At 57.4% G+C, this 17,475-nt stretch carries 13 protein-coding genes; 8 read left to right on the top strand and 5 right to left on the bottom strand.

Going from position 1 to position 17,475, the window contains the following annotated elements:
- Positions 1-11: 11 nt before the first annotated feature.
- Positions 12-1,019 carry a type I glyceraldehyde-3-phosphate dehydrogenase gene (gene gap / locus FXO11_RS11540; RefSeq protein WP_148863113.1) on the bottom strand — a complete coding sequence of 336 codons (1,008 nt, stop codon included), beginning with the start codon at positions 1,017-1,019 and terminating at the stop codon, positions 12-14.
- Between the two features lie 316 nt (positions 1,020-1,335).
- Here gap and edd point away from each other — a divergent pair, with 316 nt between their 5' ends.
- From edd to FXO11_RS11525, 3 genes are all read left to right on the top strand, one after another.
- On the top strand, positions 1,336-3,156 hold the full coding sequence (gene edd / locus FXO11_RS11535) for a phosphogluconate dehydratase (protein WP_148863112.1): 1,821 nt from the start codon (positions 1,336-1,338) through the stop codon (positions 3,154-3,156).
- The gene (locus tag FXO11_RS11530; RefSeq protein ID WP_227545871.1) at positions 3,153-4,175 is read left to right on the top strand and encodes a glucokinase; all 1,023 of its coding nucleotides are present in this window, start codon (positions 3,153-3,155) and stop codon (positions 4,173-4,175) included. The genes edd and FXO11_RS11530 overlap by 4 nt, the downstream gene beginning before the upstream one ends.
- A 106-nt stretch (positions 4,176-4,281) precedes the next feature.
- Complete coding sequence (locus tag FXO11_RS11525) at positions 4,282-4,842, top strand: LOG family protein (protein WP_148863111.1); 561 nt, start codon at positions 4,282-4,284, stop codon at positions 4,840-4,842.
- A gap of 156 nt (positions 4,843-4,998) precedes the next feature.
- Here the strand turns inward: FXO11_RS11525 and FXO11_RS11520 are convergent, their stop codons facing one another.
- Positions 4,999-6,249 (bottom strand): ABC transporter substrate-binding protein, encoded by a 1,251-nt coding sequence (locus FXO11_RS11520; protein WP_148863110.1) that lies wholly within the window; start codon positions 6,247-6,249, stop codon positions 4,999-5,001.
- 304 nt (positions 6,250-6,553) lie between these two features.
- Between FXO11_RS11520 and FXO11_RS11515 the strand changes: the two genes are divergently transcribed.
- The gene (locus FXO11_RS11515; RefSeq protein WP_148863109.1) at positions 6,554-7,750 is read left to right on the top strand and encodes a M24 family metallopeptidase; all 1,197 of its coding nucleotides are present in this window, start codon (positions 6,554-6,556) and stop codon (positions 7,748-7,750) included.
- A 59-nt stretch (positions 7,751-7,809) separates the two neighbouring features.
- Here the strand turns inward: FXO11_RS11515 and glpD are convergent, their stop codons facing one another.
- Positions 7,810-9,333: a glycerol-3-phosphate dehydrogenase gene (gene glpD / locus FXO11_RS11510; RefSeq protein ID WP_148863108.1), complete on the bottom strand. Its 1,524-nt coding sequence runs from the start codon at positions 9,331-9,333 to the stop codon at positions 7,810-7,812.
- Positions 9,334-9,616: 283 nt separating this feature from the next.
- Positions 9,617-10,375, bottom strand: coding sequence for a DeoR/GlpR family transcriptional regulator (locus tag FXO11_RS11505; RefSeq protein ID WP_148863107.1), 759 nt, complete (start codon positions 10,373-10,375; stop codon positions 9,617-9,619).
- 298 nt (positions 10,376-10,673) lie between these two features.
- Here FXO11_RS11505 and glpK point away from each other — a divergent pair, with 298 nt between their 5' ends.
- The gene (glpK, locus tag FXO11_RS11500; RefSeq protein WP_148863106.1) at positions 10,674-12,155 is read left to right on the top strand and encodes a glycerol kinase GlpK; all 1,482 of its coding nucleotides are present in this window, start codon (positions 10,674-10,676) and stop codon (positions 12,153-12,155) included.
- A gap of 43 nt (positions 12,156-12,198) precedes the next feature.
- On the opposite strand, the gene FXO11_RS11495 is transcribed toward glpK, so the two are convergent.
- Positions 12,199-14,079, bottom strand: coding sequence for a sigma-54-dependent Fis family transcriptional regulator (locus tag FXO11_RS11495; RefSeq protein WP_148863105.1), 1,881 nt, complete (start codon positions 14,077-14,079; stop codon positions 12,199-12,201).
- 303 nt (positions 14,080-14,382) lie between these two features.
- On the opposite strand from FXO11_RS11495, the gene FXO11_RS11490 reads away from it, so the two are divergent.
- Genes FXO11_RS11490 through FXO11_RS11480 form a run of 3 tightly spaced genes read left to right on the top strand, consistent with a single transcriptional unit; the run spans position 14,383 to position 17,471 of the window.
- Positions 14,383-15,486, top strand: a complete 1,104-nt coding sequence (locus FXO11_RS11490; protein WP_148863104.1) for an ABC transporter ATP-binding protein — start codon at positions 14,383-14,385, stop codon at positions 15,484-15,486.
- Between the two features lie 6 nt (positions 15,487-15,492).
- Positions 15,493-16,608, top strand: a complete 1,116-nt coding sequence (locus FXO11_RS11485; protein ID WP_148863103.1) for an ABC transporter ATP-binding protein — start codon at positions 15,493-15,495, stop codon at positions 16,606-16,608.
- Positions 16,605-17,471: a carbohydrate ABC transporter permease gene (locus FXO11_RS11480; RefSeq protein ID WP_148863102.1), complete on the top strand. Its 867-nt coding sequence runs from the start codon at positions 16,605-16,607 to the stop codon at positions 17,469-17,471. The genes FXO11_RS11485 and FXO11_RS11480 overlap by 4 nt, the downstream gene beginning before the upstream one ends.
- Positions 17,472-17,475 lie beyond the last annotated feature (4 nt).

Genomic DNA, 17,475 nt, shown 5'->3' with positions numbered 1-17,475 from the left:
GGGTTGGGGCCTTACTTATTACGGGCCGCCATGAGGGTACGGGTGTTATCGAGCATTCTGTTGGAGAAGCCCCACTCATTGTCGTACCACGCCATGACTTTCACGTGACGGCCCAGTGCCCGCGTGTGATTGGCATCGAAAACACTCGACAAGGCAGAATGGTTGTAGTCGATGCTGACGAGTTTTTCTTCACTATAGCCCAGAATTGGATTCTTCTCGGCCGCTTCGCGAACCAGGGCGTTGATTTCGTCGGTTGTGGTTTCGCGGCTGGCAATGAAGCTCAGATCCACCAGAGAGACGTTGATCGTCGGCACGCGCACGGCCAGGCCATCGAGCTTGCCATCCAAGTCGGGCAGCACCAAGCCGATAGCGGCAGCCGCTCCGGTCTTGGTGGGAATCATGGATTGGGTCGCCGAACGCGCCCGGTAGATGTCCTTGTGGTAGACATCGCTGAGCTTTTGGTCGTTGGTGTAGGAATGGATCGTGGTCATCAGACCGCTTTCGATGCCCACACCCTCGTGTATGGCTTTAACCACCGGTGCGAGGCAGTTGGTGGTGCAGGATGCGTTGGAAATAATCTGATGTTCAGCGGTCAGCACGTCATCGTTGACGCCGTAAACAATGGTGGCATCGGCGTCTCCGGAAGGGGCTGAGATGATCACGCTGTCGGCACCGGCCTGGATATGAGCGGCGGCTTCATCACGGGAGGTGAAAATCCCGGTGCATTCGAGAACGACGTCGACGTGATAGTCTTTCCAGGGAAGCTTTGCCGGATCGCGTTCGGCGATAATGGCGATGCGGTCGCCGTTGACCGATAGCGATTCCGAATCGTGGCTGACATCACCGCCGAAGCGTCCATGAACACTATCGTACTTGAGCAGGTGAGCGTTGGTTTCGGCGTCGCCCAAGTCATTGATGGCGACAACCTGCATGTCGTTCCGGTAGTTATTTTCATAAAGGGCACGCAATGTGTTGCGGCCAATGCGTCCAAAACCGTTGATAGCGATTCGAATAGTCATATCAGGCCTCCGCGGACTCTGCTTGTTGTCTATGTCGGCGGCCTGGAGGGGGATCGGGACCTCTCCAGGTCGGTATGCCAAATTGATGTAGTAAACATAACAAAATAAATTCGTTTTATGTAGATTATTTCGTGAAAATTGCAAATGAATTACGTAGCATTACATCCATAATCGCTCTTATTGGCGGATTTTGGTTAAAAATTAGACTGGGGTGATCTCTGCACGTTCCCGGCGCAACGCTCAAGCGCGAGCCGGCAATTCAGGGGACTGTGCAGTGGTAGACATTCAGGCAGCGGTAGACATTTAGGAGAGATACATGCATCCGATCGTGGAAAAAGTAACCCAGCGGATAATCGATCGCAGCCGGGCGGAGCGTGAGGACTATTTGCAGCGCATGGCACAACTCGGTGAGCAGTCGCCGCAACGGGGCACACTGTCATGTGGCAACCTCGCCCACGGCTTCGCCGCATGCGGAAAGTCCGACAAAGACACGCTTAAGCTTATGAACCAGGCCAACGTCGCTATCGTTTCGGCCTACAACGACATGTTGTCCGCCCATCAGCCTTACCAGAGTTTCCCCGATATTATCCGCGAAGCGGCTCATGGCATGGGTTCGGTAGCCCAGTTTGCCGGCGGTACGCCCGCCATGTGCGACGGTGTGACACAGGGTCAGCCAGGCATGGAGCTGAGCCTGTTCTCGCGCGATGTGATCGCTATGAGTACGGCGGTGGCGCTGAGTCACAATATGTTCGACGCCACATTACTGCTGGGGATTTGCGACAAAATTGTGCCGGGCCTGATGATTGGCGCACTGAGCTACGGCTACCTGCCGACGATCCTGGTGCCTGCAGGCCCCATGCCATCCGGATTGCCCAATAAAGAGAAGCAGCGCGTGCGCCAGCTTTATGCCGAGGGCAAGGTCGGTAAGGACGAGCTGCTTGAAGCCGAGAGCCAGTCCTATCATAGTCCCGGCACCTGTACGTTCTACGGCACCGCCAACAGCAACCAGCTGCTGGTGGAAGTCATGGGGCTGCATGTACCGGGCTCGGCTTTTATTCATCCCAATACCGATCTACGCGATACATTGACCCGCGAGGCTACCGAACAGGTGATCCGGCTGTCCCGGCCCAACGGTGGCAAGCTTGGCCTGGGTAACATGGTGGACGAGAAGAGTATCGTCAACGCCTTGGTTGCGTTGCTGGTGACCGGCGGTTCAACCAATCACACCATGCACTGGATCGCGATTGCCAAAGCGGCAGGGATCACGATCGATTGGAACGACTATTCCGAGCTGTCTTCAGCGGTACCGTCGATGACACGGATCTACCCCAATGGCCAGGAGGACGTGAATGCGTTCCACGACGCAGGCGGCACGCCGTTCCTGATTCGGGAGCTGCTGGAGCATGGCTATCTGCATGAGGACGTGGAAACCGTTGTGGGCCGTGGGCTGGATCGCTACACCCGTATGCCGTCGCTGGAGAGCGAAAAACTAGTCTGGACGCCCGCAGCCAAGGAAACCGGAAATCCGGACGTGCTGAGTTCTGCCAGCGATCCCTTCGCACCGGAGGGCGGCCTCCGGGTGCTCGATGGCAACCTGGGGCGCGGTGTGATCAAGGTCTCCGCCGTGAAGAAGGAGCACCATGTGGTGCGCGCGCCCGCGGTCATTTTCGATGACCAGAACGATCTGGCAAAGGCGTTCGATGCTGGCGACTTGGATAAGGATTGCATTGTGGTGGTGCGTTTCCAGGGGCCGAAAGCCAACGGCATGCCGGAGCTGCACAAACTGACACCGTACCTCGGCGTCCTCCAGGATCGTGGCTTCAAGGTCGCGTTAGTCACAGACGGCCGCATGTCGGGCGCATCCGGTAAAGTGCCGGCAGCGATTCATGTTTATCCCGAGGCGTTGGATGGGGGCCCGCTGGCTAAAGTGAAGGCGGGTGACACGATCTGCGTGGACGCGGTTAAAGGGCGTCTGGACCTCGAGGTCCCTGACGAGGAATTGGTCACGCGGGAGCCGGCGCAGGTTGACCTCTCCCGGGCGCATACCGGATTGGGTCGAGAATTGTTCGGGTGGCTCCGTCGTTCCGCCGGGACGCCGGAGGAGGGCGCAAGTTTTTTCTGGAATCATGACGCATGACTGACCAAGCCTCCATGACTGATCAACCCCCCATTACCGATCAAACCGTGCTAGAACTGGTCGGCGATATCGGTGGGACCAACGCCCGCTTCGCGCTGACCCGGGAAGGTGACGTGCATCTGCATGCCATCGAGGTTCTGCCCTGTGGCGAATACGATAATTTGGATAGCGCCATCAAGGCCTATATGCAAAAAGTCGGCATCGAACGGGTCAAGGATGTTTGTCTCGCCGTGGCGGGGCCGGTGCCTTCCTCGAAAGATCCTCATGCGCAGTTCCGTATGACCAACAATCACTGGCGTTTCGGACTGCAAGCCATACGCGAACAATTTGGGCTACGGTCGTTCAAGTTGATCAACGACTTTACCGCGATGGCGTTAGGTGTACCGAATGTGGGGCAAGACCAGCTTGTCCATGTGTGCGGCGGCCCCGGCGACGAGTCGCGGGCAAAGTTGGTGATTGGACCGGGCACCGGATTGGGTGTTTCCGGGCTAGTGCCCATCCAGGACGGCTGGGTGCCCTTGATGACCGAAGGCGGGCATGTTGATTTTGCGCCCACCGATGAAACGGAGATCACCATACTGCAGATTCTCAAAGCCCGTTTCGGTCGCGTATCGGTAGAGCGCATTCTCTGTGGCCAGGGGTTGCTTAACCTGTACCAGGCTCACGCGGAGATTCAGGGTGTTTCGGCGCCACTGGATGCGCCCGAGAAGATAACGACAGCCGCGATAAAAGAGAATGACCCGCTGGCCAGGCATACCCTGCGGCATTTTTGCGAAATCCTGGGACGCACGGCTGGGAATGCCGCGCTAACCGTTGGCAGCGTTGGCGGTGTTTATCTGTGTGGCGGCATACTGCCCCGTTTCCTGGACTTCTTCGTCGAAAGCCCATTTCGCGAAGCGTTTGAAGACAAGGGCCGGATGCGTCCGCTGATGGAATCGACCCCGGTGTATATGGTTATGGAGCCGTACACCGGCCTTTTGGGTGCTGCCGAAGCGTTACGTAACCGCGAAGTGTCGTGACCTTCGTGGCCCCTGAGAACCCGGCTTTCGCCGGGCATCCTTGTTTGTGTCCCGGCCGTCGATCTGCTTTCATTAACGTTCGCAGTGTTGAAGGAACGGATAGACGATGAGGATTGCAGTTTTTTGTGGTTCCAGCCCCGGCGAAGATCCGGTTTTCGCCGAAGGTGCCCGGCTTATGGGCAAAACCATCGCCGAGGCCGGCCACGGCTTGGTTTTTGGCGGCGGTAAAGTCGGCCTGATGGGGATACTGGCGGATTCAGTGCTTGAACATGGCGGTGAAGTGATCGGCGTGATTCCGCATATGCTCAAGGAACGGGAGGTGGCTCACGCTGGCGTAACCGAGCTGCTGGTGGTGGACGACATGCACCAGCGAAAGGCGCGCATGAACGCCCTGGCCAACGCGTTTATCGCGATGCCCGGCGGACCTGGCACGCTTGAGGAAATCTTCGAAGTCTGGACCTGGGCGCAATTGGGCTACCACGACAAACCCTGCGCCTTTTTCAATGTGGCCGGCTATTACGATCAGCTGTTTGGTTTCTTCGATACCATGCGCGACAACGGTTTTCTGAAACCTCTGTATCGTGACATGCTCATCGTTCAAGACGACCCAGGCAGAATATTGGCTAGCTTCGAAGGCTATCGTTCACCTCAGACCAAGTGGGGTTGAGCTGGCAATCTGTGAGGTTGCGCTGACAAATCCGGCAGGCAAAACTCCGGCGGCTAAAATGAACCGCCGGAGTTTTTGATACTAATTTCTTAGTACTAGCTTTTTTGGTACTAGCTTTTTTGGTACTAGCTTTTTTGGTACTCGCTTTATTTGGTACTACAGATTCGTGGGCTTACCCGCGGCACGGCGTTCTTCCTGCCATTCTTCCAGGGTTTTCGCGGCTGAGTTGCCGTCCAGGGTGTCTACGATTTCGAAGTAGTCCGCGCCCAGCGGGTCTTTCATAACCTCTTCACGCGGTTTGCTTTTGACCACGTACACGGTTTGTACGTTCTGGTGGTCGAACGCGCGCCATTCCTGTTCGTCCTTCAGCAAACTGTAGCGATAGCCTTCCAGCGCCCGGATAACCGCGGCGGTCTGAAAGGTACCGGCGCGTTCGACCGCGTCCTTATATTGATACAGGATGCTATAGGCGGAAGCGGCGGCGGAGGACGGGCGCATCTCATAGCGTTGCACGAACTCCTCGACGAATTTCTGACCTCGCGGGTAGTTGTACTGGTAGGGCACTTCCCAAACCCAGGGCGCACCGCCGATGACGCCTTCCATGATAGTTGGGCCGACGTCCTGGGCCATACCCAGGGTGACGTTCGGGACCACAACCTGCATCTTGTCTTTAAGGCCCATTTCGTAAGCCATGTTCAGAGCGCGGACCATGTCGTCGCCAAACAGCACCATCACCAGCACATCGGCATCGCTGGCGGCAGCCGATTCCAAGGCATCGCGAAAATCGCTGAGATGGGCTCGCGGAAAAGGCGTCTTTACCCCGGGGTGCGCCTGTTTGTCCAAGGTGTCGGTGAAGCGGCGCATGGAGTCTTCGGTGGACCAACCCCAAGTGTAGTCGGCGGTAATATAGTAGTAGTTCTGACCGGCGTGTTTGGCGGCCAGATACTTACTGATGGCTTTGGCAGCCATCCAGGCGTTGTAGGGCTCGCGGAACATGTGCGTGTGACCGGCGCTGCCTGTGGTGGCGTTGGAATAGGTCAGGGTGCCGAAATAGAGTCGATCACGCTGGCGGGCGGCTTCTCCGGAGGAGATGGCCACTGCGCTGGATACGCCGCCAAAGACCATCTTGGCGTCGTGCTTATCGATCATCTCGGCGGTGTTGGCCGCGCCTTGCTCGGGGTCACTGCTGTTGTTGCGAATCACCAGTTCTATGGGCTGGCCCATGATGCCGCCGGCCTGGTTGATCTCCTCCACCGCCATAAAAGCCCCGAGCCGTTCCTGCAGGCCCTGGTCTTTGTAGCGGCCGGTCTGAGGATAATTGAAGCCGATATTTACGGCGGCGGCTGCCTGCATGGCGCAGACGAAGGTAAGCATCAGGCTGGCCAATACCAATCGCGCGAGTGACATGTTGTGTTTTCTCCGTGGCACGGAAGCCGGTCCTGCTCCGGCGGCGAGCCCTATTGTTTTTCGAATGAATAGTGTTTTTTAGAATGGGTAGTACTTCTACACAACTGAGTCTGTTCCGGGCCGTAGCCCGATACAACGATACTTAGGTCAAAGTATTCAGTAGAAAGGTTGTGGTGGGTAACGGGTTGTAAGCGTTTTTCGATCTGGTTTGGTGACGGGGTTTGTGTCCCGTCGCTCGGCTATGGGGTTGTGTCCGTACGCCGCTTATCCCTAAACTGCAGGAAAGCAGCGCAGGAGGTAGCGAATGGATTTCACGACCTACGAGAAACGGCTCCGGGAGACGCTAACTGCGCGTGAGACTGCATTCACCGATGCCGAATACGATCGTCGCTGCCAGGCATTGGATCGGCGGCTGGCCGAGGCCGGCCTGGACGCGCTACTCATTACCCAGCCGGCCGATATCTACTACCTCACGGGTTACAACACCTTCGAAGTATCCGTCCATACGGCACTGGCTTACGCGCCCGGCCGTGCCGTACTGCAAGTACCCTCTATCGAAACGGGGCCCGCGGTCGCGACGTCTCGTTGTGACTCTATCCTCGGTTACCGCTGGGAAGATCCGCGCGAGGTGCTCGATCCTCTGGCGGATGCCCTGGCGGGCATGGGGCAGCGGATCGGGCTGGATTACTGGGGCGGCGGTTTGCGCAGCGGTATTGTTTTGGGTTTGCAGCAACGCTTGCCCGACCACGAATGGGTGGATGGCTCAGGGTTGCTGGGGCGCATCCGGCGCATCAAGTCTAATGAAGAGATCGCTTGCCTGGAGCAATCGGCCCGGATGACCGAAGCCGGCATACGCAGCGCCCGCGAGGCTGTCTCGCCGGGAGTGACCGACAGTGAGGTAGCGGCTGCGGCGGCAAACGCCATGTTGGCGGCGGGCAGCGAGTTTATGAGTATGCAGCCGATTGTCGTGGCCGGCAGGCGAAGTGGCGTGATCCATACCAACCATCGTCGATTCCCGATTCAGGCTGGCGACTCCGTCTTCCTGGAGCTGGGTTCTACCTATCAGCGCTACACGGCTCCGATGATGCACACGGTGGTTGCCGGGGATAACCCCATTGATTCGAATATGCAGCGATGGGCTGACATTTGCCGCCGGGTTTATGAAACCCTGGTCGAAGCTATGGTGCCCGGCAATACCTTTGACGATGCGGCCCGCCGCGCAGCCGACGCTTGGCAGAGGTACACGGACGAAGCTTTCTTTTCGGGCGTATACGGTTATACGGTCGGCGCCCAGTTCCCGCCGTCGTGGGTCGAAGGCTCAGGCTTCATCGCCGCGGGACAGCAGGATCGGTTCGAGGAGAATATGGTGTTTCACTTGCCTTTGTGTTTCCGGATTCCGGGGAAGTGGGGCATGGCTTTTAGCGAGACTGTATGCGTTGGCGCCGAGGGTGGGCAGCCCTTGACGCGTAACCACTGGCAACTGGCGTCGCAAGCACACTAGGCATTGTTCAGAGACTCGCTAAAGGACGTCAATAATGATTGACGATGAATTGACGAGAGTCAGGCGGAATGGACAACCTTCCTCGAAAATTGCTGCGAATGGTGGTCCAGGTAGTCCTGAATGCCGCTAAGCTCAGGCGCGGTGAGCCGTAGGCCAAGCTTTGTGCGACGCCACACGATATCCTCGGCATCCCGCGCCCATTCGTGGTTGAGCAAGTAATCGATTTCGCGAGCGTAGAGATTGCCCCCGCAATGCCTGCCCATATCGCCCATGGACTCACAGCCCTCGAGCATGACCCGTGTTCGTGTGCCGTAGGTCCTAACGTAACGGTGGGCAAGGCCCGAGGGCAGCCAGGGATACTCAATCTTGAACGCGTTAAGCAAGTCCTCTTGGCTAGTGAAATCGCCACCCGGCAGAGGCGCATGTCGTGTCCAGCTCTCGCCGGCCTTCGGGAAAAAGCCGCAAATTCTGTCCGTCGCTGCTTCGGCCAGCTTTCGATAGGTCGTAATCTTACCGCCAAAGACCGAAATCAGAGGTGCTTTGCCCTTTTCTTCATCGACCTCGAACGTGTAATCCCGTGAGGCCGTGTGGGCTGAGCCGCCTTCATCGTCCATTAACGGGCGTACACCGGAATAGGACCAGACGACGTCGCTGGGCGAGAGTTTGTTCTTGAAGTAGTCATTGACGATACCGATCAGGTACTCGGTTTCCTCTTGGGAGATGACCGCCTTCTTAGGGTCGCCTTCGTAATCCACATCCGTCGTGCCAATCAGCGAAAAATCATCCTCGTAGGGAATGACAAAAATAATACGCTCGTCCGCATTTTGTAGAATGTAGGCTTCCGGCTCATCGTGAATTTTAGGCACCACGATATGGCTGCCTTTGACCATGCGGATTTGCTTGGGCGCGGGGATGTTCAGGGTGTCCTTGAAGAGGGCGCTGACCCAGGGGCCGGTAGCGTTAACCATCGCCTTGCAGCGGAGGTGGCTTTGATCCCCCGTTATCTGATCGGTCAGGGTGACGCTCCAGTATTTTCCGTCCCGTTCTGCGCGGGTGCACCGGGTGCGCGTCCGTACGTCCGCCCCTTGCTCCTGAGCGGCCTTGGCCGTCAGCACCACCAGGCGCGCATCGTCTACCCAACCGTCTGAATATTCGAAGCCTTTACTGATCTCGCTGACCAGGGGACTGCCGCCATTGAACTGAATGCTGTTGGAGCCCTTGAGCAGCTCCCGTTTCGCCAGGTGGTCATAGAGAAACAGACCGGTGCGTATCATCCAGGCCGGACGCAAGTGCGATTGATAGGGCAGCCTGAACCGCATGGGCCACATGATGTGGGGGGCGTTGCGCAGCAGTGACTCGCGCTCGGCCAACGCCTGGCGTACCAGCTTGAATTCGTAATGCTCCAGGTAGCGCAGGCCGCCATGGATCAATTTACTGCTACTGGAGGATGTTGCCGATGCGAGGTCATGCATCTCGCAAAGCATGACCTTGAGCCCCCGACCGGCCGCATCCATGGCGATGCCGGTACCGTTGACACCACCGCCGACGACGACGAGATCGTATTCTGGGGTCTCAGAACTCATGCTGGAGGATCTCCTGCCTTGGCGTCGTTAGGGCGAAGTCGTGATGTTTGGGGCTCGGCGGCGTTTAATTCTGATGATTAAATGGCCAGTCCATGCAGTATGCGAAAAAGAGGGGTATTCGTAAAGGAAAACAAAGAATAAAAACGAACACTGTGATGTGGCACGAATCCGGCTTTTCTTCGCCGGTGCACTGTCTGGTTAGCTCGAAAATAATGACGATCTGAATGCGTACCGAAGCGATTGCAGGGTCAATGCCGCGCTATCCTTTGCCCCGGAATAGGGTTCAAACAACATGAACTTCGACGTCGTTGTCAGTCAGCAGGCGCTGAATCTCATGGGGCGGTTTTTGGTCGGTAAAGAAGTGATCCGCCTGAGTAATACTGCCCAACCGTACCATGGCGTTGCGGCCGAATTTGGTGTGGTCGGCTGCTAGCAGGACTTGCTGGGAGTTGGCAATGATGGTCTGCGCCACGCGGACTTCGCGGTAGTCGAAATCGAGTAGGGAGCCATCTGTGTGGATGCCGCTGATACCGATGACACCGAAATCCATCTTGAACTGATTGATGAAGTCCCGGGTGGCCTCGCCGACAATACCGCCATCGCGGTTACGCACTTCGCCGCCGGCAATGATGATATTGAAGTCCTCCCGAGTGGCCAGGATTGACGCCACGTGCAGGTTATTGGTGACGACACGGAGATTGTTGTGGTTGAGCAGCGCGCGGGCGATGGTTTCGGTGGTGGTGCCGATATTGATGAACAGCGAGGCTCCGTCGGGAATCATCGACGCCAGACTTTCGGCGATGCGCTCCTTGGCTTCCAGCTCCATGATTTTGCGGGTCTGGTAGGCGGTATTAACCGTGCTCGAATCGATACCGGCGCCACCGTGATGGCGCCGTACGCGGCTTTGCTTGGCGAGCTGGTTCAGGTCCCGGCGTATGGTTTGCGGGGTCACCTGGAAATGATCGACGAGCTGCTCGGTGGTAACGAAACCGTTCTTCTGGATAAGCTCCATGATCAGGTCGTGTCGATGTTTTTGTGCCATACCTGCTGCTCAGTGGGTTCTGGTTCGCCGTCTGCGGTGTTGCGAAAACGGCGCTACGGTGATCCGCGACGGGAATTAATGGACGCAAATCATGAGATTACCTGTGCAGGATAGCAGGGAATCGACGGACTAATAAGGCAGCCGGGTTGCGGCTGCGGTACATTCTCTGCCCATACTGTCACCACCACCCAGCGAAAACCGGTCATCGAAAACGAAAAAAAGCGGTTGGATTCGTTTTCGAAAAGGTTAAGAATGCGGTCAAACAAAAATCGATAATACGACAAGGAAAGGTGCGATCATGACGAGATACCTCTTGGCGATCGACCAGGGAACCACCAGTTCCCGGGCCATGATCTTCGATGATACAGGCGAATGTCGCGCCACCAGCCAGCAGGAATTCCCGCAGCACTTTCCCGAAAGCGGCTGGGTCGAGCACGATCCTGAAGATATCTGGACCTCGGTGCTGGACACCTGCCGTAACGCGCTCAAAGAAGCCAGTCTGAGCGCCAGCGATATCGCCGGTATCGGGATTACCAACCAGCGGGAAACGACCGTCATCTGGAACCGGGCTACGGGCGAGCCAATATATAAGGCTATCGTCTGGCAGGACCGGCGTTCCGCCAAATTCTGCGAACAGCTGAAAGCCGATGGGCATGAGCCAAAGATCCAGGACAAAACGGGCCTTTTGGTTGATCCTTACTTCTCTGCCACCAAGATCCGCTGGATTCTCGATCAGGTTCCCGGCGCTCAGGCGCGCGCAGAAAATGGCGAGCTGGCATTCGGCACGATTGACACGTTTCTGTTATGGCGCCTGACAGGCGGCAAATCCCATTACACCGATGCCACCAACGCTTCGCGCACGCTGTTGTTCAATATCCACGACCAAGCCTGGGACCCGGAATTACTGAAGCTGTTCAATATACCGGCCGAGCTGCTGCCGGACGTGCTCGATTCGTCTGACGCATTCGGCGATATCGACGCTGAATGGCTGGGTACGTCGGTCCCGGTTTACGGCATGGCAGGCGATCAGCAGGCAGCCCTGTTCGGACAGACCTGTTTTCGTGAGGGGATGGCCAAAAGTACCTATGGCACCGGTTGCTTCTTGATGCTTAATACCGGCGACAAACCCTTGCGTTCCAACTACCGGCTGCTGACGACCGTTGCCTACCGGATTAACGGCAAACCCACCTACGCTCAGGAAGGCAGTATTTTCATTGCTGGAGCCGCCATCCAATGGCTGCGCGACGGACTCAAGCTCATCCGCATGGCCCAGGAAACCGAGTCCCTGGCCGCGCAGACGCCAGCGAATCACGGCGTCTACCTGGTTCCGGCCTTTACCGGACTGGGGGCGCCGCACTGGGACCCGAAGGCGCGAGGCGCCATCTTCGGCCTCACCCGAGACACCGGGATTAAGGAAATCGTCACGGCGGGTCTGCAATCCGTCTGTTACCAGACAAAGGATCTGCAAAAGGCGATGGAAAAGGATGGATTGCGCCCAACGGCGCTGCGGGTCGACGGTGGCATGGTTGAGAATAGCTGGCTGTTGCAGTTCCTGGCCAACATTCTGGGCGCGACGGTCGATCGCCCCAAACTGATTGAGACCACGGCGTTGGGCGCGGCCTATCTGGCCGGCCTCAAGGCGGGTATTTTCGAGTCTCTGGACGCTCTGGAAGAGCTATGGCAATGCGAACACAGTTTCCAGCCGGAGATGACCAAGGCGCAGCGCGATGGGCTGTACGAGGGTTGGGTTGAAGCGGTGGATCGCCTGCAGACTCATTAAGCGTCGGCGAGGCTAGCATGCTGGTGGCGCTATAGGGCGAACACTATCGCACCCCCAATTCCCGTAGTCGCTTGTAGACAGTATTCCGGCTAAAGCCAAAGTGCCGTGCGGTGCGGGAAACGTTGCCCTGGTGCTGGTTATAGACATCGAGCAACGTTTCCAGTGGATTGGTCCTTCTGGTGGGGCGATCCGTCGATGTTGACTCGGTCTGTGGCATGGGACGTTCTAGACGAGCGGCGTTCGTCGACTGTATATCACGCAGGAAGTCGTCCGGTAGATGCCAGGTTTCCACCGGTTCCCGGTCAGCTAAGGCTAACGCGACTTGCATTACGTTGATCAGTTGCCGAATGTTGCCGGGCCAGGGATGCTGTTCGAAGATATCGAGGATGGCATCCTGCAATTCGCCGGGCTGGTTCGGTTCACGGTAAAGCGTGTGTACCTGACGAAACAGCGCGCGCTTGTCGACTCGTGCTCTTAACGGCGGCAGCTCGATACTGAGGCCGTTGATGCGGTAGTAGAGGTCTTGCCGGAAGTGGCCGGCTTCGACCTGTTCGCGCAGCGGTTGGTTGGTGGCCGACACCAGCCGGATATCCACCGGGTAGGCTTCGGTCGAACCTAACGGCGTGACTTCCCGTTCCTGCAATACACGTAGCAATCGTGCTTGTGCGCGGGGCGGCATTTCGCCAATCTCATCCAGGAAGAGCACCCCGCAGTGCGCCTTTCGGATCAAGCCTTTCGCGCCCTGGCTGCTCGCGCCGGTAAAAGCGCCTTTCTCATAGCCAAACAGCTCCGATTCCACCAGCTCCGAAGGTATGGCTGCACAATTGACAGCCACCAGCGGGTGATCGCGGCGTTCGCTCGATGCGTGCAGTGCCTTCACGAATACTTCTTTACCCACCCCGGTTTCGCCGTGGATTAAGAGGGGTATGTTCTTGTCAGCGACCCGCAACGCCTGACGGATACAGCGTTGCACTTTCAGATCGCCAAATTCGATTTGGTTAAAATGGAGGATACGCGTCTCCCCCGGTTTAAGGGGGCGCTCCTGCTTTGCGGCTACGCTGGCGTCGGCAAAGACGGGCTTCTTCAATGAGCCATAGAGCCGGCGTCGAGCGTTCGTACTCAGTTGGAAAGCCCCTGTTTCAGCGTGATCGAGTAGTGTGTCGAGCTCGGTATCGAACAGCGCGGTGACGGGCTGATGCAGCTTGTGAGTACCCAGCAGCTGGCTCGCCCGGCGATTTACCGCTACGGCCTCGCCTGCGGCATCGAAAGCGATGAGTCCCGACCATTGGCTGTCCAGATTGTCCGGATTAGTGTTGAGCGTCAGCAGGTAACAGTCGGCGCCGTAGGTCCGGGCCATCAACCGATTCTCCACCGATATCGACATCAGCTTCACCATGCCCAGTGTATGTGCTTGAGGCAAGTAGGCGTCGCTGGAGACATTGAGCACGCCGACCAACTGCTGTTTCACGTCTAGAATAGGGGCTGCGCAGCCGACCATGAAGCGGTTGGCGGTCAGGAAATGTTCGTTGCGCCGAACCTGAACCGCCTGACCGCAGGCAATGGCGGTACCAATGGCATTGGTGCCGTTGATCTGCTCCTGCCAGCTGGTGCCTTCCTGAAACAACGCTTCCCGTCCGGGTTCGACAAAACGGCGATCGCCCCAGTGGCTCAGCAGGCGGCCCTGGGCATCGGATAGCATGATGAGCGAGCGGCTGTTCGCCAGGATGTTTTCGTAGTAGGGCAAGACCTCGCACTCTGTGGTTTCCAGCAACGCTTGATGCTGTTCTCGCAAAAGGGCGCGCTGAGGACGATCGAGGGGGCCGCATTCCGGCTCCGTGGCATGGGTCAGGCCGAAGGCTTGGCAGCGCGCCCATGACGCGGCGATCACTTCCGCAAATTCCTCATTCGTGCTCGCTGGTTTCACCGTCGACCATCCTGTCTTTTTATGCTTATCGGAATGTTAACTTTTGTTCAATAGTGTGTTCACACTGTTCGCTTGTCAATGTTCAATCTGAACAGGCGTATTCGTAAACGAAAAAGTGAAACCAAATAGGAAAACTGAGCGGTCGCTTAATACATTCATGAAAACAGTCTGTTAAGTAATCCAGCAGAAAGCTGGCCGCGCTTTGGTATGTTCATTGCCTTGTTGTATTCGAAAGCGAACGTGGCCGGTGAAGTGAAGGGTGCCGGTGGTTCTCATCCAGAATAAGAACAAGGACAACTTTCAATGTCGCTCACTCTGGATAACGTCTCCCGCATTGTGGACGGCGTACCCCATGTGGCTGATGCCAATATTACGTTTGAGGCGGGATCCTTCAACGTGCTGCTTGGGCGTACGCTCGCGGGCAAAACGTCATTGATGCGTTTGATGGCCGGTTTGGACAAGCCGGATCAGGGCCGTGTGCTGGTGGAGGGCCGGGACGTGACGCACGAGTCCGTGCAGAAGCGCAACATCTCGATGATTTACCAGCAATTCATCAACTATCCCAATCTCACGGTTTGGGACAACATTGCTTCGCCCCTGAAGCTGGCCAAGATGCCGCCTGCCGAGATCGACCGCAGGGTACGGGAAACGGCCGAAATGTTGCGGATCGAGCCCTTACTCAAGCGTTACCCATTGGAACTCTCCGGTGGCCAGCAGCAACGCACGGCCATGGCAAGGGCGCTGGTTAAAGACGCCACGTTGATCCTGTTTGACGAACCGCTGGTGAACCTGGACTACAAGCTGCGTGAAGAGTTGCGGGCCGAGCTGCGCGAACTGTTCAAGGCGCGCAACTGCGTTGGCGTATACGCCACCACCGAACCCAACGAGGCGCTGGCCCTGGGCGGTGTCACCACGTTATTGCACGAAGGGCGGATAATCCAAAGCGGTCCGGTGATGGAGGTCTACCGCAAGCCCACCAACCGCGTGGCTGCGGGGCTGTTCAGCGAGCCGCCGATCAATTTCATGCCCGGGCGAGTGACCGAAACCGACGTCAGCTTCGACGAGTACGCCCACCATCCGCTGACTCGCGAGCTGAGTCAGCTCAAGCCCGACGATTACACTTTCGGCATTCGCCCCAGCCATATCAGCCTGGTGCCCCAGCATGACGACGACCTGGAGCTGGCGATGACGGTGGAATTAGCGGAAATCAGCGGCTCCGAGACTTTTATGCACGTGAAGAACGAGCATTTCGAGTTGGTGCTGCAATTGATGGGCGTGCACGAATACCACACCGAAACGCCGATCAAGATCTACCTGCCCATCGGCAAGCTGTTCGTTTTCGACAAGGCCGGAGAGCTCGTCCATGCGCCGGCCCACGTTCGTTCCGTCCCAGCCAACGAGGAGTAAGCGACGATGGCCGAGATCCAGTTGAATTCGCTTGCCCACAGCTACAGTCGCGAGCCGTCCGGTGCGGAGGATTACGCGATCCGGCGAATGAGCCATACCTGGCACAAGGGCGGTGCCTATGCGCTGCTCGGCCCGTCCGGCTGCGGCAAGAGCACGATGCTCAATATTATCTCTGGGTTATTGCAGCCTTCCGAAGGCGAGGTGCTGTTCGATAACGTCAAGGTGAACGAGCTGTCGCCGAAGGACCGCAATATCGCTCAGGTATTCCAGTTCCCGGTGGTTTACGACTCCATGACCGTCTACGACAACCTGGCGTTCCCGCTCAAGAATGCAGACATGCCTAAAGCCAGGATCAAGGCCAAGGTCGAAGAGATCGCCGCCATTCTTGAGCTCGAACCGGTGCTGCATAAAAAGGCGAAAGGGCTTACCGCGGATGAGAAACAAAAGGTTTCCATGGGGCGTGGTCTAGTGCGGGACGATGTCTCGGCCATCCTGTTCGACGAACCACTGACCGTGATCGATCCGCAGCTGAAATGGAAACTGCGGCGTAAGCTCAAGCAGATCCACGAGCAGTTCAGCATCACCATGGTTTACGTCACCCATGATCAGCTCGAGGCCTCCACATTCGCCGACAAGATTGCCGTGATGTACGACGGCCAGATTGTTCAGTTCGGCACGCCGCGTGAACTGTTCGAAAACCCGAACCATACCTTTGTGGGCTTCTTTATCGGCAGTCCGGGGATGAATCTCATCGAAGCCCAGCCTGTGGAGGAGGGTGTGCAGTTTAGCGGGATTACCGTGCCGCTGAACGACACCTTGATGAACAGCGTTCGCGCAAATCGGAGCGGCAATATCAAGCTGGGTATTCGCCCGGAATTCGTGCAGCTGTCGACATCGCCCGCGGACGATGCCTACCCCTGTGAAGTGCACGACGTCGAGGATTTGGGCACCTACAAAATCGTAACCCTGGCGCTGGGCGAGCAGACCCTGAAGGCGAGGGTGGACGAAGATCAGGACATCGCAGGCAAAACGCTTCACGTCGGCTTTCCCCGACAGTGGATGAAGCTCTACGTCGATGAATTTCTGGTCGACGGCCGCGTGACGGAGGAGCAGGCGGAATGAAAAAAATACCCAACAACAAAGCCTGGTGGCTGGTCTTGCCGGTCTTTCTACTGGTGGCGTTCTCAGCACTGATTCCATTGATGACCGTGGTGAACTATTCGGTGCAGGACATCTTCGGTCCCAATAGCGCCTACTTTGTCGGTATCGACTGGTTTCGGGATGTGCTGCGCAACGAGGCCTTACAGGAATCCCTCGGGCGCCAGATTGTGTTTTCGTCCGCTGTGTTGTTGATCGAGATTCCGTTGGGTATTGGCGTCGCGCTGATGATGCCGACGGCCGGTAAGCGGGCATCTCTGTGCCTGATCCTGCTGGCGATTCCACTGCTGATCCCCTGGAACGTCGTCGGCACCATTTGGCAGATTTTCGGCCGCGGTGATATTGGCTTGTTCGGGCGGGCCATGAACGAAATCGGATTCGACTACAACTATACCGCCGATACCGTCGATGCCTGGCTTACGGTTCTGCTTATGGACGTCTGGCATTGGACGCCGCTGGTGGCGCTGCTGTGCTATTCCGGGTTGCGGGCGATTCCTCAGGCGTTCTATCAGGCGGCGGAGATTGACCGCGCCTCGCGCTGGGCGATCTTCCGCTATATCCAGCTCCCACGCTTGAAAAGCGTGCTGGTGATCGCCGTGCTGCTGCGCTTCATGGACAGCTTCATGATTTACACCGAGCCCTTCGTGCTCACCGGTGGCGGGCCGGGCAGCTCAACCACCTTCCTGAGCCAGACGCTGACCACCATGGCCGTGGGGCAGTTCGATATCGGCCGCGCAGCAGCGTTCTCGCTGATTTATTTCCTGATCGTGCTGCTGGTCTCCTGGCTGTTCTTTACCGCCATTACCTATCCGGATAGAGACAAGTAGGGGC

The organism is Marinobacter fonticola, assembly GCF_008122265.1.
Lineage (GTDB): Bacteria > Pseudomonadota > Gammaproteobacteria > Pseudomonadales > Oleiphilaceae > Marinobacter_A > Marinobacter_A fonticola.
The sequence above is the reverse complement of the archived record's forward strand: the minus strand, read 5'-3'. Positions and strand labels throughout refer to the sequence as shown.

Bases quoted from the DNA above. Each gene is read 5' to 3' on its own strand.
- glpD (WP_148863108.1), bottom strand. From the start codon at position 9,333: ATGAGTTCTGAGACCCCAGAATACGATCTCGTCGTCGTCGGCGGTGGT.
- FXO11_RS11530 (WP_227545871.1), top strand. From the start codon at position 3,153: ATGACTGACCAAGCCTCCATGACTGATCAACCCCCCATTACCGATCAA.
- FXO11_RS11480 (WP_148863102.1), top strand. From the start codon at position 16,605: ATGAAAAAAATACCCAACAACAAAGCCTGGTGGCTGGTCTTGCCGGTC.
- FXO11_RS11505 (WP_148863107.1), bottom strand. From the start codon at position 10,375: ATGGCACAAAAACATCGACACGACCTGATCATGGAGCTTATCCAGAAG.
- edd (WP_148863112.1), top strand. From the start codon at position 1,336: ATGCATCCGATCGTGGAAAAAGTAACCCAGCGGATAATCGATCGCAGC.
- FXO11_RS11525 (WP_148863111.1), top strand. From the start codon at position 4,282: ATGAGGATTGCAGTTTTTTGTGGTTCCAGCCCCGGCGAAGATCCGGTT.
- glpK (WP_148863106.1), top strand. From the start codon at position 10,674: ATGACGAGATACCTCTTGGCGATCGACCAGGGAACCACCAGTTCCCGG.
- FXO11_RS11490 (WP_148863104.1), top strand. From the start codon at position 14,383: ATGTCGCTCACTCTGGATAACGTCTCCCGCATTGTGGACGGCGTACCC.
- FXO11_RS11515 (WP_148863109.1), top strand. From the start codon at position 6,554: ATGGATTTCACGACCTACGAGAAACGGCTCCGGGAGACGCTAACTGCG.
- gap (WP_148863113.1), bottom strand. From the start codon at position 1,019: ATGACTATTCGAATCGCTATCAACGGTTTTGGACGCATTGGCCGCAAC.
- FXO11_RS11520 (WP_148863110.1), bottom strand. From the start codon at position 6,249: ATGTCACTCGCGCGATTGGTATTGGCCAGCCTGATGCTTACCTTCGTC.
- FXO11_RS11485 (WP_148863103.1), top strand. From the start codon at position 15,493: ATGGCCGAGATCCAGTTGAATTCGCTTGCCCACAGCTACAGTCGCGAG.